We start from the raw sequence: 16484 nt of genomic DNA, 5'->3' as shown, positions 1-16484 counted from the left end.
AGAATTTCGATGACCACGCCGACACCGCGCGCGCCAAACATTGGCCCCAACACCGCGCCGACCCTGGAACCGATCTCGAACCGCTCTATAACTCTCGGGCAGCAGCTCGTCTTCACCGTTGCCGCAAGCGATTCCGAACAGCCGGGACAGAGCCTTTCATTCACGTTGCTTGCCGGTGAAACGGCGGGTGCAAGCATTCATCCCACAACGGGAACCTTCCAATGGACCCCAATTACAGCTCCTGCCACGAACGCATTTACGATCGCAGTCACTGATTCAGGCACCCCACTCTTGAGCGCGAGCCAATCGTTTTCGGTGGTCGTTCACCTGCCGCCGACCCTGCGCGGATTCCGCAATGCCTCGGGTGAACTAGTGTTCGAATGGGCCTCACAACCGGGACAAACCTGCCAGGTGGAATATGCGGATGACCTTTCGTCGGATGAATGGTCGGTTCTGGGTTCATCCATTGTGGGAAGCGGCGCGACTGTGCAGGTCACAAATCCCGCGCCGCATTCCCTCCAACGATTCTTCCGCGCGCGTGTGATGCCGTAATCCGTATGGGAGTTCTGAATGATCCATCGAAACGGCCTGCCTCGCGCGGCCGGCTCGAATGCGGCATTCTCGCACTTGTGGCATCATTGAGCGTCATGTCTTCACAAGGCCTCGAGATCATTGCACACCGCGGTGCTTCCCATGACGCGCCGGAAAACACGCTCACCGCAGTGCAGGCAGGTTTCGCGCAAGGAGCTGATGCGTGCGAGGTCGACGTGCATATCACCCGTGATCAACGGATCATCGTAATGCACGATGCAGACACATTTCGCACGGCAGGCGTGAGCAATCGGATTGTCGCAGAGAATTGGGAGGCTTTGCGGGATCTCGACGTCTGCCAATGGGGCAAGTGGCTGGGGAGCGACTTCTCGGAACCCGCTCCGTTGCTGGATGAAATTCTTCGTTGGATTCCTGAAGGCAAGCGGTTGTTCGTCGAGATCAAGTGCGGACCCGAAGTGCTGCCGGAGCTCGCCCGCATCGTTGCAGCCAGCCAGCGGACAAACGAGATCGTGATCATCGGGTTCGACTACGAAACAATGCGCCTGGCGAGGGAACGACTGCCGAAGCTCGAAGTCTATTGGCTTGCAAGTCCCAGCCGAACCAACGTCAACGAACCACCCGTCGCTGAGCTCATCGCGAAAGCCCGCGCCGCCAAATTGAGCGGTCTCAATCTGCAGCACCGGTTTCCGATCGATTCATCCTTCGTAAAGTCCGTGCATGCGGCGGGAATGAAATTGTACGTGTGGACAGTGGATGAGCCCGCAATTGCGCGGCAATTGGCCGAGGCCGGCATTGATGGGATCACCACCAACCGTCCGCGCTGGCTTCGTGAACGGATTTCGAATTTAAGCGGTTCCCGAAGCACTCATTAGCACGCGACTCATGGTCCAGTCGAGCGCCAGTGGGTTCGAGGCGGCAGGACGCCACGGGAGGTTGGAACGGACTGGGCATCGCGGACCCGCGGGATTACCAGCCCGTCCACTCCGCGCAACCGATGCAGCGGTGCGGTGACGGACGGCGTTACGACGCGGACCCGGAAATATCCATGGCCTCCGGCCGGCCGCTCCGAGATTCCCTCGAACACCCCCGGGGCAATTTCAACGATGTCGCCCGCCATCTCCTGCCAATCGACAAGGTTGCTGCTGTGCTCCAGCACGAACAGCCGCGCGGTTTCACTTCGCCAGCGTAACGACACCTGGCTGGTCGCAGGTCCAGTCGCGCGCAAGGCGCTGCCATTGCCGGGACTCGCGAATTGGATTCCAAAAATCACAGGAGCCTTTTCCACACTGCTGTCGACACGCATCGGGGCGGCGTAATTCGTCGGCATGATCCACAGACTGCCGTTGCCGCCCATTGCATAACCGAAAGGCCCGGCGGATGCGGACACGTTCTGGAAGGGGAACTCCGAGCCGGCCTGGTAATAGATTGCGATGCGTCCGCCTCCGCCAGAGCCAGAGTTTCCGTCCCCGCCTCCACCGTCGGCGCGCACTCCGCCTGCGCCAGAAACCGTTTCCGTTGAAATCCAAATCGCGCCGCCCGCCCCGCCAGCGCCAAGGAACCCGCCATTGCCGCCATTGGCAACAAGAGAGCCGTCGATGTGCAGATTGCGCGCTATCAGGCGAATACTGCCACCGCCGTTGCCTGCGGCGCTGCCGTCTGAACCGCCGCCGCCGCCAGGGTGAATCGGACTCTGTTCGTCATCGTATGTGGCAGCAATGGATCCCCCCACATTCCCAAATGCGCCTGAACCGCCGTGACTTCCACCGTTGCGCCGCGTGCTCCCGCCCACCTGTGTGTTGCCCAATGTCCGGCCGTTGTTGCCGGAATTGCCGGCCGCCCGCGCACCCAGGTAACCGCGGCCGCTGACGTCGACGCGACTTGCGCCGTCCACAATGAACGTGTCATCGACAATCAGTTCCATTCCGAACTGCGACTCTGTTGTGGCCGGCGGATGGGTCAGCACGCTGCCCTGAATTACTGCAGCAGTGATTGCATGCAATTTTCCGCGTCGATCCTTTCGCGCCTCGTCACCGTCTGTCAGTTCAACAATCGCTCCGCCATCCACACCGAAATGGCCGACCTCAATGGCTGCTGAGTAAGGAGATCCATTCGTGAACACGGACAGCAGGTCGCCGTCTGCAGGATCCGTGAAGATGATATTCGTTGTGTTGGCGGAAACTGTGAACCTCGCGGTTTGGCCCAAATTCGGTTTCAATTTCAACCCCACCAGGCTGCCTGGCGCAAAGTAGGCGTTGGTGTCTGTGAGGCTGCTGGAAGCCAGGGCCGTGCTGGTTCCGCCCGCCAGTGACAGAATCGGAGTCGCGCGGGTCGTTGCGTTGGAACCCTTGGCATCCACGAGCAGCCGCCCGTACGGATCTGCAGGGGATTGAAGATAGATGGTACCGGGTGAACCCAACTGCCTGCCCGCGAGACCGGCGATTGCCTGAACATTGGTGACGGCGAAACCCGAGAGGTTCTGTGCAACAATGGCAATGCGCCCGCCACCACCGCTGCCAGAATTCCCATCCCCATTGCCGCCATTCGCCAGCACGCGTCCGCCACCTGAAAGGGCGTCGGCCGAAATCCTGATGGCGCCTCCTGATCCTCCGCCGCCGAGGAATCCTCCGTGGCCGCCGCTCGCGACAATTTGTCCGTCCACAACGACAGTGGATGCCGTAACTCTGATCAACCCCCCGCCGTTCCCCGCCGCGCCACCATCCGCCCCTCCGCCACTGCCGAGTTCATCTGGATTCAAGTACGATCCGTAAACGGAGTTTACGCTTCCATCGACGTTTCCAGTTCCTCCGATGCCGCCGTAACTGCCTCCGTGGCGCCTCGAGCTGCCACCAACGGTCGTGTTGCCAAGGGTGCGTCCCTCGTTCGCTGAATTGGCGCCAGACCGGCCGCCCAGATACCCACGCGCGGTCACATCGATTCGGCTGCTCGCGTCGATCAGGAGCGAGCCAACAGTCAATTCAAGGCGCGGCTCGTCGAGCAGGCCCGCTCCAGGATGCGTCAACACGGCGCCATTTGTCAGGATCAGGCTCGCGAGCGCAAGGTTGGTTGCCGAGACGCTCGCGTTGTCGAGGAGAACGTGATCGGCCGGCTCGATCTGCGGCAACGGTGTTTCGCGTCCGTTGTTTCGGACAATCACGCGAGCAGCGGACGATGTTGCCTTCGTATAAATCGTGCCTGACCCACCCATGCTGCCCCCGCCTCCACCGTAAGCGTGGATATTTCCAAATGCGAAGCTGGACGCATCACTGAAATGAACGGCAATGCGGCCTCCGCCTCCGCCTCCGGAGTTTGAATCGCCATTTCCGCCGTTGGCCTGGATGATGCCACCGCCTGTCAGGATGCCTGTGACAATCTTCACGCCGCCGCCACTGCCGCCGCCCCCGATGAATCCTCCATGGCCGCCGTTCGCGACGATTCCGCCTTGAAGCACCACACTTGTTGCAACGATTCGAATCAATCCGCCGCCATTGCCTCCGCCGCTGCCATCAGAACCTCCGCCACTGCCAGGTTCGTTCGGATCGGCATAAGTTCCGTACTGCTCATTCGCGAATCCGCCAGTATTCCCGATTGCCCCGAGCCCCGCATAACTGCCGCCGTTGCGGCGAGTGCTGCCTCCTGTGGTGGTGGTGCCCACGGTACGTCCGTCATTGCTGGAGTTGGCACCCGCCCGGCCTCCGAGATAACCGCGCGCCGTAACATCGATGCGGCTGTCCGTCGAAATATCCAAACTGTTGACCGTGATCAGCAGCCGGAAGTCGGTGGTGACGTCCGCCCCGGGATGCGTCAACACTGCGCCGTTTGTCAAAGTCACCGCACGAGCTGCGAGGTTCGTTGCATAAACCGTGGCGCCGTCCACCAGGAGATCTTCGATGGAAAGCGTTGACGGCAACGGCGTCTCCCGACCCGCGCCACGCACAATGATCTGAGGTGTGGATGAGCCCTGTTTCGTGAAAATAGTTCCTGATCCGCCCGTGCTGCGACCCGTGCCGCCGTAGGTTTGAAGGTTCGTCAACACTCCGCCTGGCGCTGACGCATAATAGACCGCAATGCGTCCACCACCCCCGCCACCGGAATTACCCTCGGTGTTACCGCCGTTGGCCTGAATCAAACCGCTGCCAGTGAGCATTGTGGTGGAAATTTTAACGCCACCGCCGCTGCCGCCGCCGCCGAGGAAGCCGCCATCGCCTCCATTCGCAAGAATCTTTCCGTGAATCGCCACACTGTTGGCGGTAATGCGCAACAGGCCACCTCCGTTCCCGCCACGCCCGCTGTCCGAACCGCCGCCGCTTCCCAACTCGTTTGGATTTGAGTAGAGACCGTACGTTCCGTTAACGGTCTGTTCCGTATTGCCGAACGCTGCTAATCCCCCGTAACTGCCGCCGTTGCGGCGTGTGCTTCCGTTTTCCGTCGTGTTCCCCAAAGTACGTGCCCGGTCGCCGGGATTTCCATCAACCCGCCCGCCGAGATATCCGCGGGCGCTGACGTCAATCCGGCTGTTCGTCGACACTATCAACGGACCGCTCACGCTGATTTCCAGCCGCGATTCACGATTCGCCTCTGCAACGGGATGCGTCAAAACTGACCCATTCGTTAACGTGAGACTGGACACCACAAGGTTCGTGGCTGAAACAATCGCGCCATCCAGAATCAGATGCTCGCCACTCAATTCGGGAAGCGGCGTCTCGCGTCCGGTGTCGCGGACAACAATCGTGGGAGTGGTGTTCGCCTGTTTGATCAACATGGTTCCCACGCCGCCCACATTGACTCCCTGGCCGCCAGTCGCGGATGCGTTTCCGAAGTTGAAACTGGACGTGGAAAAATAAGTAGCGATGCGCCCGCCACCGCCGCCGCCAGAGCTGCTTCCACCATTACCGCCGTTGGCGGCGATCGTTCCGGGCCCGGCGATTGTATTGGCGTCGATCCTGATGCCGCCGCCGCTGCCACCGCCGCCTAGGAATCCGCCGTTGCCACCGTTCGCGAGAACCTGCCCTGCAAGGTCCAGGATACCGGCCCGAATCCGAATCAACCCGCCACCGCTGCCTCCGGGTGCACTATCCGATCCCCCGCCGCTGCCTGCTTCGTTCGGGTCCAGGTAAGAGCCGTAAACTGCATTGACGAACGATTCCGTGTTTCCAACGGCGCCGAGTCCGCCATAACTGCCTCCGTTGCGGCGTGTGCTGCCACCGGCTGGGATGTTGCCCAGCGTGTGCGCCGTATTTCCAGGATTCCCACCAGACCGGCCGCCAATGTAACCGCGCGCGCTTACGTCAATGCTGCTGGACGCATCCACGGTCAACCCGTTGGTGATGACTAACTCAAGGCCGAACTGTGAATCAACGGTCCCGCCGGGGTGCGTTAACCGGGCGCTGCCACTCAATGCAAAGTCGTTTGCAAACAAGGTTCCGCGCCGATCGCTCCGCTCGCGGTTGCCATCGACCATTTCCATTGTAGCACCATTGCGGACGGAGACTGAACCGATGATTCGTTTGGAACCATAAGAATTCCCTGCAGCCGCGGTGTCGGCAAGCCTGCCATCCGCAGGATCGGTGAAGATGCGCGACGCGGTGTTCCCAATGATTCGATAAGTCGCGGACGAATTGGTATTTGGCCTCAGTCGCAATCCGATGAGTGAACCGGGAACGAATGAAGCGCCCCTGTCAGTGATCGTATGCGCATCCATCGCCGTGCTGGCGCCGCCATTCAGGGAAACAAGCGGAGTAGCAATCGCGATGTTATTCGTTGTCAATCCATCCACCAGCAACGTGCCCGGTGCGTCGGCCTGATGGAGGAAGATCGTCCCGGGCGTTCCCTCGCGCGATTCCCCTTGCCCGCCCAATGCCTGGATATTCGTGATCGCAAATGTTGTTGCATTGGTCAGGTAAAGCGCGACCCGCCCCCCGCCGCCGTCGCCTGAGGAACTGCCCCCACGACCGCCATTTGCTTGGAAAAGTCCGATACCAGACAGCGTGGCAGCATCGACGCGAATGCCCCCGCCGCTGCCGCCGCCACCCAGAAATCCACCGTTTCCGCCATTGGCGAGAATGCTTCCATCGAGCACGAGGTTGTTAACCGAAAGGCGAATCAACCCGCCGCCATTGCCAGCCGCACCCCCATCAGAGCCGCCGCCGCTGCCCAATTCGTTGGGATCCTCGAATGCACCGTAGCCTGCATTGACAGTGTCCTCCACGCTCCCGATCGCGCCAATGCCGCCATAGCTCCCGCCGTTGCGGCGAGTACTGCCCCCCGTCGGCGTGTTTCCATAAGTGCGGCCGTTATTTAACGGATGGTTCCCCGACCTTCCCCCAGCGTAACCGCGTCCACTTGCGTCAATCCGGCTGGTGGCTGAAACGATCAGCGTGTTCGCGCTCAACTGAAGCTTCGGTTCTCCAAGCAAGTGCGACGTGATTCCTGCGTTGGTATGGCTCAGCACCGCTCCATTGGTCAGAATCAATGTTCCCACCCGATGCGCACCATGAGTGACGATCACCGTGCGATTGCTGATAACGACGGTGCCATTCGCCACGTCCGCCGTTGCAGGATTCAACCCCGCCGCGATTTCAAATGCATCACTGACTCCATCCCCGTCTGAATCCGCCTTGAGCGCATCCGTGGCAAAACCATTCAAGCCACCCATCTCGACTCCATCCACAATGCCATCGCCATCCGTGTCCGCATTGCGCCCGTTGGTTCCCGCGGCGATTTCCTGCTCGTTCGTCAAGCCATCGCCATCGATGTCGGGATCCTCGCGATCGGCAACTCCGTCGCGGTCCAAATCCGGAACCGTCACCACGGTCACCACCTGCGTCGCCATCAAACTGTCGCTGTCGATTGCGCGCACAATAAACTGGACGCCATTCGTGAACGAATGCTGCACGAGCACACTCTCGCTGAGCACGGTCGCGTTGGTTCCAGAGACAAACTCGCCGCCAGATTGCGATGCGAATTGCAGCACGTCGAATAGCCGCACATCCAGATCTCCCATCCATTCTCGAACCTCCAGACGCCGCAAATTGCCGTCAAGGTCGGCGGCACTCAGCAGAATATTGGAGGCAACGCCCTGAACGAGTTCGATATGGCTTGGGAACTGGAATGTGGGCGGGCGATTCGGTGTGAATGGATTCGTTCCCCGCACCAACTCATCCGCGTTGTTCACTCCATCCCCGTCCGTGTCTTCGATCCCCGGATGGATCAACACAGTGGCGCCAGCTTCGGCAAGCTTCACGCCCGAAGTGTTGAATGCCTCGGCGCGGAACATAAGCCGGTTGGTTCCCAGCAATGCCAGCGACGGAATGGCGAATTCGTTTGTGAACGGCGCAGCGCTGACCCGCGCAAGCTCGACCCCATTTGTGTAATAGCGCACCGACGAGAAGGCGAGGGTCGAGCTTCCCGCCTGCAACACGAGCAACTGGCCCTCCACTACCTGCTGGCCCGGCTGCGGCGTGAACAAACGGAATTCCGAAGTCGAGAAGGTGGTCGATGCCTCTGCACCCAATGCATTTCCAGCAACATCCATGACGTTGCTGGAAACCGTCAATCGATAGGTCGTTTCCGGGATCAGGGTTGCCAACGGGACAATTGCAACCACCAGCTGGTTTGAACCCAGGGTAACGTCTGCGGGAATCACGCCGCCGTTCACCTGCACCAGGACGAAGTTGCTGCCGTTCACGCTCGACGCACTGACGGGTTCTGAAAACGTGACATTCAGCGGCCGCGAGACATCAATTCCGGTGCTGCCATCCGCGGGCACGATCGAAACAAGCGAGGGCCGCGTGCGGTCCGGCATTTGAAGAGTTCGCTGCACCGCCGCCGAGCTTTGGCCGGCAGCATCGCGCGCGAGAATCGTCACGTACGCCAGTTCACTGTTCGTGGGAGCGTTACCCGGAACCGTGAAATTCAAAACGCGAGTCGCATTCGTCACGCTGGGATTGAATGGAAGATCCAGCGCAGCCGAGAATGCGCCTGTCACCATCAGCGTCACTTGGGTGACGCCAAAGTTGTCGGTGAGCTGGACTGGAATCGAAACCGTCGAGCCAGGTTCCACGACCGTCAATGCAGGGAAGTTTGTGGCTGTAACCGCCGGCGGTGTTCCGTCGCTGACCGCAACATTAAACACCTGCTGGCCGCTCGAATTACCGGCTGAGTCAACCGCCTGCGCGAAAATCTGCACGTTCTGGCCAGCCCCCGCCATGGATGGCACCAGTTCCTGCAGGCGAATACGCGACCCATTCGTTGTCACGAGATTGCCGGCCGCCGCGCCCCCGATGAGAACTGAAAGATTCGTGATGGTCAGGTCACCCACCGCATTCACCTCGATGATTACCATCGACCCGCTTGGAACCGGGGCAGCGAGGGGGGACAAGAGAGTGAACTGGACAGTGGGCGGATCCGGCTGCTCGGGATGAATCACCAACTCCGCCAGAGCCCCGTCATTTCCAAATGCATCCGTCGCAATGGCCCGAATCGTAGTGGTGCCACTTTGCGGAACCACCATGGCAATCCGATACGGTTCGTTCGTGGCAACTCCGGAGGAAACAAAGTCGCGGGTGAACCGCACACTGGCACCCAGTTCGTTGGTCGCAAGAACGGCCTCGATGAATATCGTTGCGCCTGCAATGGGCACCGCGTTGCTCGCAATTCGCAGCGCGGCGATGGCCGGGCCCACGGTGTCGAGCGTCGAGAAGCGCACCACGAATGGGTCGTCCGCCGCCCGATTGCCTGCAACATCGAGAACGTTGCTGACAGTTAAAGTATAAGTCGCGTTGGGCAACAGTTCGCCCGCGGGCAGGAAACTCAGCACGCGATTATTGACGCCTACCGAAGCTTCGCCCGCGACCGCGCCTCCCGGCCCTACAAGCGCCGCATGGAACCCGGCCGAACGAATGGCCTCATTGAACGTCAACCGCGGCACCGCGCGTGGATCAATCTGGACTGCGCCGCCGGTCGGAAAGATTGAAACCAATACGGGAGGATCATCATCCGCGGTTCGGAATCGCGAAACAAACGGAGTCAACATCGAACGGCCCACCAGGTCCTGCGGACCCGATCCAATGACGCCGCCGCCAGCGTTGAGAAGGTCACCCGCGATCACCACCAGCTCGTAGATCTGCTCACTCTGAAGCGGAGCCATCGGATCCAGCAGCACGATTCGCGGCACCCCGTTGGTTTGAAGCACTTGAAGAGCGGCGGCTACCTTCAAGCCCGAGCCAACCGATCGAAGATAAATCCCGTTTGTGTTCACCGTGTTCGCCGCCAGCGCTTCGCTGAACTCCAGCCGCACCAGCGTCGTTGTTGGCACCTCGTCCAGTGTATCTTCCGGGGTCACCATAACGACGCGCGGAAAATCCTCGTCGAACAAAAGATCGCCCATGCTTGTGATTTGCCCGTTTGCCGATATGGCGCCGGAGCGTCGAATCAATCCGCCGAACGCAGGCGCAACCGCTTCCAATTCAAAAGCGCCAACCGGAATATTCGTGAAGGCAAAGTTTCCATTCGGAAGTGACCGCACGAACGCCCGGCCGGGATTCACGCTCTGTGATTGATACGTCACAAGCACATCGACATTCGAAACTGGCGTAAGGCCATCCGCCCTCAAGAGCCTCCCAACAATAATTCCACTCGCCCCCAATCGCAGCGAAACTTCATCGATCTGGCCGTGGTTGGTGATGCTCCCCATCACGGATCCAGCCAGCGAAACGCTCGCGGCCGAAATCCGGTATTCGCCGGCGGGAACGTCATCGAATGCAAACCTTCCCGTCCCAGCCGCGCTCACCGCGGTCACCTTCGTGCCGCTGAACACGCCCGTTTGAAAACTTATGATCACTTCCGCGCCAGGCACAGGAGTGACCCCGTCGCTGGCGAGAACCACTCCATTCACGGAGCCAACGCCCGGCAGCCGCAAGGTCACCGCCGGGTTTGTTCCCGTTCGGGCGAGCGATACGCCGAGGCGCACGGCGTTGCGAAGTTCGCCACCCGTTCTTGAAACGGCGGTGATGACATGATTCCCAAGGCGCAGATTGTCGAAACGCACTGATCCGTTTGCATCTGTATCCTGCTGAAGACTTCCCAGGGTTACGGTTACGTTCTGGGCAGGGGTGACACCATCCTCACGGACGACATTCACGGGCAGCGTGCCCAGCGGTTGCAGTTGAACATTGACCGACGCCACGAGCGTGCTCGCGCCAAGCGATCCGTTCGCGGATCCGGAAGTGTTTCGTCCACCTTGCGACACAGGAAGATCGCGTGCGTGCAGCGTGAAGTTCCCGACTGGCGAACCTGGAAATACGAACCGTCCGTCGGGCCCCGTGGTCACGGTTCGCGATGGTGTCAGTCCGTCGGAAAATTCCGCTCGAACCGTCGCCCCCGCAACATGACTGGCGCCATAACTGTCGATCACGTAACCACTGATCTCGCCACGCGGACTTTCAACAATCAGCACGTCAACCACTTGATCCGCAAATGCGATCGTTGCAGATCCGCGCGCGAACGCGCCCGTGACAGGATCGGACGTCACCAACTGATAGGCGCCGAAAGGAACTCCGTGAAATTCGAAACGACCTTCTGCATCCGTGCTTGCAAAGCCCAGATTTCCAATCGTCACTTGCGCGCCCTCGACCGCAGTGACCTGGTCCAGTTTTACGAAGCGGCCCGTGATCGTGCCCGTCGCTCCCACGCGCAGCATTATGGCTCCCGTCTCGTTCGCCGCCAGCGTCAAACCGCCGCGAGCAGAGACGCGCGTCGATCCTTCAATGTAGTTCGCGGAGATCGCATAACGTCCCTCCCACAACCCCGTGAACGTGACTTTGCCGTTTGCATCCGCAAACAGCGTGACTCTGCCTTCACGGGGATAACTGCCATGTTCGAGATCGACCTGCGCGCCCGGGGCGGGCAGCCCGTTTCCACGCAGGACCGTCACCGCCACCGCGGAGTTCTTCGTCAACAAATGGACTTCAACCTGGTTGGTTATCCCTGCGGCGACATTCACATACGCTTCACCCTGCAATCCCGACTCATCGTCAAACGCCTCCACGCGATACCCCCGCGCGGGCACCATGATTTGCGTGTCAAAGAATCCGTTCGTGTCCGTCTGAATTTCGTAGTCATCGGAGAAGTTGATCTTCACCCGCACGCCCTCGCCGGCGAGCGTCCCGTCCGGATGAAACACGCGCCCTGTCAGCCGCCCGTTGAAATCCTGGATCGGCGGAAACTGCAACAACACGTTTGTGACGTTCGGCTCCAATTCGGTCGTGAATCCGCTGACCTGGATAACCGTTGGATAGAATGGCGAAGCCGCCTGTACTGTCCACGGCCCCGCGAGCAGTTGTCCAGGGAAGATGAACACGCCTGTTGCGGGATCTGAATCGCGCTCTCCGCGAATGGTAATTTTCGGCTCGCCATTCAGCGCGGGACCGCGGCCCGTCAACCGAACGCGCGCGCCGATCGGCACACCCTGATGATTCACCACGCGCCCTGCAACCGTTCCTTCACGGAGCATGCGGATGTTCGCCTCGACCGACTGTCCGTCGAACAGCAACCGCGTCGTCGTGAAACCCCACGTCACCGGGCGGAAGTTGCGATGCTCGCCCGTGATCAAGGGATCGTCCGCGCCCACAAAAACACGGATCGCCTCCTCGAACGCAGCCATGATTTCCTCCTCGTTTCCGGAACGAATCTGTTCGTTGAGCCGATTCACGTCGAGCTGCGGTGAAACCGCATTGGCAGGAGCACTCAATGTGTAGTTGCCCAGCCCGAGATTCTCGAATGAATAATTCCCCTGGCTGTCCGCATCGGTCCAATAAAAGCCGCCCGTAAGCGGAATCGCGACTCGAACGCCCGGAATGCCCTTCCCATTCAAATCGGTGACACGCCCGTAAACGCGCCCTGCTGCCCGAAGCTTGATGACGACATAATTCTCCGCGCCGGCAATGACATTCACCTGCGCTGACCCGAGCCTGGGGAAATCGATTCCCGCGGACGGATTGCGTTCGAGCCCGCCACTGATCTGACGTTGTCCAACGGGAACGCCTTCCAGCTTGAAGTTCCCATTTGCGTCCGCCCGCACCAGCGTCAATCCGCCCGCCACCAATGCGTCTGGCGCCGGCCGTCCGTCGTCAAACTGGACGCGGCCAAAAACGACAGTGGTAGCTTCCAGCGAAATATTTGCAACCGACACTGAATTAGGCGCCACAACGAAATTCCGGCGAACGCCCTTGCGCTGGCCATCGAACGAGACGGCGACAATGTCGAACGCTCGCGCGGGCAGATCGCTGGCAATCCAGTTGCCATCCGCATCCGCGTCCACAATCCGAACGACGTCCACCACCTGACCGGCGTCCATCCGGCCAATGAACACGCGCGCATTCGGGTGCGATGCGATATTGTCCGCTTCAAACACCGTCCCTTGAAGCGAACCCACCGGGGTTACTGTGGAGGGGAGTTCGACCATGACTGACGCTACCTGCCCTGGCGCATCCAGCAATCCCGCAACAGTTCGCGTTCTGCCATCCGAAGTCTTCGCCTCAATCGTAAACACTCCCAACGGCACCCCGTAAAACGTGAATCGCCCTTCGCTGTCGGCGAATATTCCGCGGCCGAGTTCGCGCGACCCAGAATCCGGAAACAAATTCACGGCGGCGCGAGAGGCGGGAGTCACTCCATCCGCCGCCACGACCTGGCCCACGACGGTCGCACGTCCGCGAAAGCGAAGCGCCATCGGCACGGTTTGGCCTTCGCGCGCTGATCCCATGGCGACGGAATCGCGAATGAGGGCCCGATCCAATCCCTCCACTTTTGCGACCGCTTCAGGCAGCGATCCCGTGGCGAACAATCCCAGGAGGGTGTCGCGCGTGGATGGATTTGCCGCGAGTTCAAGGACGCGTTCACGTTCAAACTGGCCCTCAGTGGTGTTGGCAGCGACCAAGGCCAGCGCATCCTGCGACATGCCGCTCGTGTCGGTCGCTGAAACCGAATACGGGATGCCAGCCATTACGAAATCAAAGTCAAAGTTTCCGCCTGCGTCCGTGAACACCTGGCTGACGCGACGCGTCCACGCCTCGCATGTGTAAGGCCCCCACGCCTGGTCATACATGGTTAGAGTGACCGGAATTCCCACGGCCGGAGAACCGTCTCCCTTGATCGCGCGGCCTCGGATGGCGACCCCTCCCGTAAACGGCACATTGCTACCCGGAACCACGGAACGAATCGCGTGCGTGACGGTCGGGAGCAGATTTCCGCGGACATCGGCTACCCCCGCCAAGGTAAGCGAGCGCGGACGAATCGAGCTGATGCCTTTGCGCAAGTTGAGGTAAGCGACGCGGCCGCCCGGTTGGATCTGGACCGAATTGGCGCCGTTGTTCCCATCCACACTGTATGCAGACGGCACGCCCGCGCTGCCCTGCGTCATTGGCTTGCTGAAAACCACGGCAACGACTGTTCCGTAATTCAAATAAGGAACGCCCAGGCACGGATTTCCGGGACGCCCCGCAAGCACCATCAAGTCCTGTTCGACGGCAACCAATTGAGGTGGCAACTCGTTTATGGTGGTCGCTGCAGGCTCAAGTAACGAATCCACGTTTCCATCGGACAGCAAGTCCACTTGCAATCGCTGTAGCGGATCGTTCAACGAGAAGGCATAAACCGCATCGTGAGGCGGATTCGGAATAGTCCACCTCAACTGCCTGGCGGTGCCGTTCGTGCTCACCACGAGAATCCCAACATCGGCAGATGAAGGCGCATTGGTGAACGTCCAGAACACCGTGGCATTGGTTTCCATCCTGAAGTTTGCCCACGTGCCATTTGTTCCCGCATACGCCAGCGCATATGGTTGCGCGCTGCGTGCTGCCGATACATCCTTTCCCTCGCCGAAATTCACGCTTAACATGCCCGCGCTCGCGCTGGCCACTACAAATTCCTGTCCAAGCCCTGCATAGTCAGGCGCGCGGTCGGCCATCCGCGCCGTGCCATTCAATCCATCGGCCGCTTCCATCGCGGCGAACAATGCCTGACGCCATTCCCTGCCCGCTTCTGTTTCTCGAACGATCTGGTCAAACCCTGCGCTGCCTTCGCGTCCCCCCTGCCAGTCCCTGAGGAGATCTGAAAACACGCGCTTTGCAGGATCGCCATAATTCAAGCGCTGGCCCGCTTCAGCGAGGTCCAGCACGCGGCGCGTCACGGCTGACCGCGTCACACGCGTCACGCCTGGCGGCAACTGCGCCGCCGTTGCAATGCTGAGCGCCTGTCCGAGAACGCGATTCGCAGCAAACAGCAATGGCGGCGGCAACGCTTCCACCTGGCTCGGCATTCCGATCGTATCGGGCGACAACGCCACCCCGCGTTCGTCCACTCCCATGCTCAATCGAAACCGCCCCACCACGCTGTCGTCGCTCGTGGTCAGGTTGGAGAAGCTCACCGCACCGGTCCGAAGCGAACGCATACGGAACGTCGCTGTGGCCGTTTCACCAGGCAGGAGGGTTCCCAACTCCACCGTCTGTTGCGATTCATCCTCCAGTTGCGCGCCGCTGATTGAGTTACGGTTTAACGTCACCTGAACGAGGTTGGCTGGCGTTATCCCCGTGTTGAGAAGCGTCACGCTCGCTTCATAAGGCTCCCCGGCCCTAACCGTGCGCGGATGGGAAAATGCCATTGAGAATCGCGGATTCCGCACGAGCACTGAACCGGCCGCCCTGCCTTTCACACTCACTGGACCCGCTGCGAGCCCGTCCATTTCAGCTTCGAGGTCCAAATCCATTACGTGCAATCCCTCGCGCAAACCTTCAACGAGAAATTCCGCAGTTCCGGATTGTCCCGGTTGCAGCCGCGGATTGTCATCCGGCGTCCCAACATCGCCATCCGCACCGGGCTGCACAATTTGCTGAAGTGGTTGAATCACCTTGTCCGGTCCAATCCGCGCAAAACGCAAGGGATCGTCCCCCGGATTGTTGTGGTCGGTCGCGCTGACGCGGTCCTGCCCGGGTGGAAGCTTCAGGAGCGCCTGGATGTTGTAGACGCTCAATCCCGAACCGCGCGGCGCGCCATTCTCGGTGAAAATCTGCACACTGAAGAACTGGTTGAGGTAGCCAATGTTTCCAGGAATGACCATCAGCGCGGGGATCGGCGGAATCCGAAGTCCGAGCGGCTCATCCTCACCGGGATCCACGACCTGAAAATTAATGCCCTGGATTTCGATGTTGAGCTGCGCCGTCTCGAACTCGGGCGGCAGTTGCACCGTCGACCCAATCTGCTGGTTCAGCACCGCAGCCTGCGCGAGCTTCTCCTCCAGTTCGGCTGCAGGAATCAGCTCCGTCGACTCATGAAATCGTGGCGATACGACCGGGAAATTAACATTGATTGTCTGCCCATCGAGCACGAAGGCCGCTTCAAACTCCACCACGCGGAAGTTCGATTCATCAATGTAAATCCCGCGCTGCTCAATCTCTTCGTAGGTTAGTGGGCGAGATGTCACGCGCGATACGAGCACTTCGTCAAACACGCGGACGGGAACGATACTGGGCGCGCCTTCCATTTTCGTTTCACCGGTCGCCGCATCCACAAGCCGGATGGAATCGAGTTGATAATCGCCAACGAGATTGATCGGCGGAAAGAGGAGCGCTTGATTGACGGGACCAACAAGGCGGCGTGGTTCCGGAAAGGCGGGTCCGCGAAGATACGCCTCTACATACGCCCCCTCCGCCATGGATTTTGTCGCTTCGCCACCCGTCAGAGTCACCATGACAGATCCCGCAATTCCCTTCGGAACAGCGACCGCTGCAGGGGTCACCTGGAGTCCAGTCCCGCGAATGTGATATTCCAGGGAAGTCAGAGGAACCGCCGAACCGACCCACGATGGCGACCCGATCAACAGCCCGAGCGCAAGGATCAGGATCCTGATCACGTTCAGATGTTGTGCGTTTGGTTTCATG

At 60.2% G+C, this 16484-nt stretch carries 3 protein-coding genes; 2 read left to right on the top strand and 1 reads right to left on the bottom strand.

The window, feature by feature from the left end:
- Together VEH04_17820 and VEH04_17815 are read left to right on the top strand one after the other, a co-directional pair.
- Positions 1-552 (top strand): Ig domain-containing protein (locus VEH04_17820; GenBank protein ID HYG24637.1); only part of this gene is annotated, 552 nt, incomplete at its 5' end.
- A 5-nt stretch (positions 553-557) separates the two neighbouring features.
- Entirely contained in the window at positions 558-1424 is an 867-nt protein-coding gene (locus VEH04_17815; GenBank protein HYG24636.1) for a glycerophosphodiester phosphodiesterase family protein, read from the top strand.
- An 8-nt stretch (positions 1425-1432) separates the two neighbouring features.
- On the opposite strand, the gene VEH04_17810 is transcribed toward VEH04_17815, so the two are convergent.
- Positions 1433-16483 (bottom strand): Ig-like domain-containing protein, encoded by a 15051-nt coding sequence (locus tag VEH04_17810; GenBank protein ID HYG24635.1) that lies wholly within the window; start codon positions 16481-16483, stop codon positions 1433-1435.
- Position 16484: the final 1 nt, after the last annotated feature.

Source organism: Verrucomicrobiia bacterium, assembly GCA_035629175.1.
GTDB lineage: Bacteria > Verrucomicrobiota > Verrucomicrobiia > Limisphaerales > DASXHY01 > DASXHY01.
Note: the sequence above shows the minus strand (reverse complement) of the source record. Positions and strands in the feature narration are given on the sequence as shown.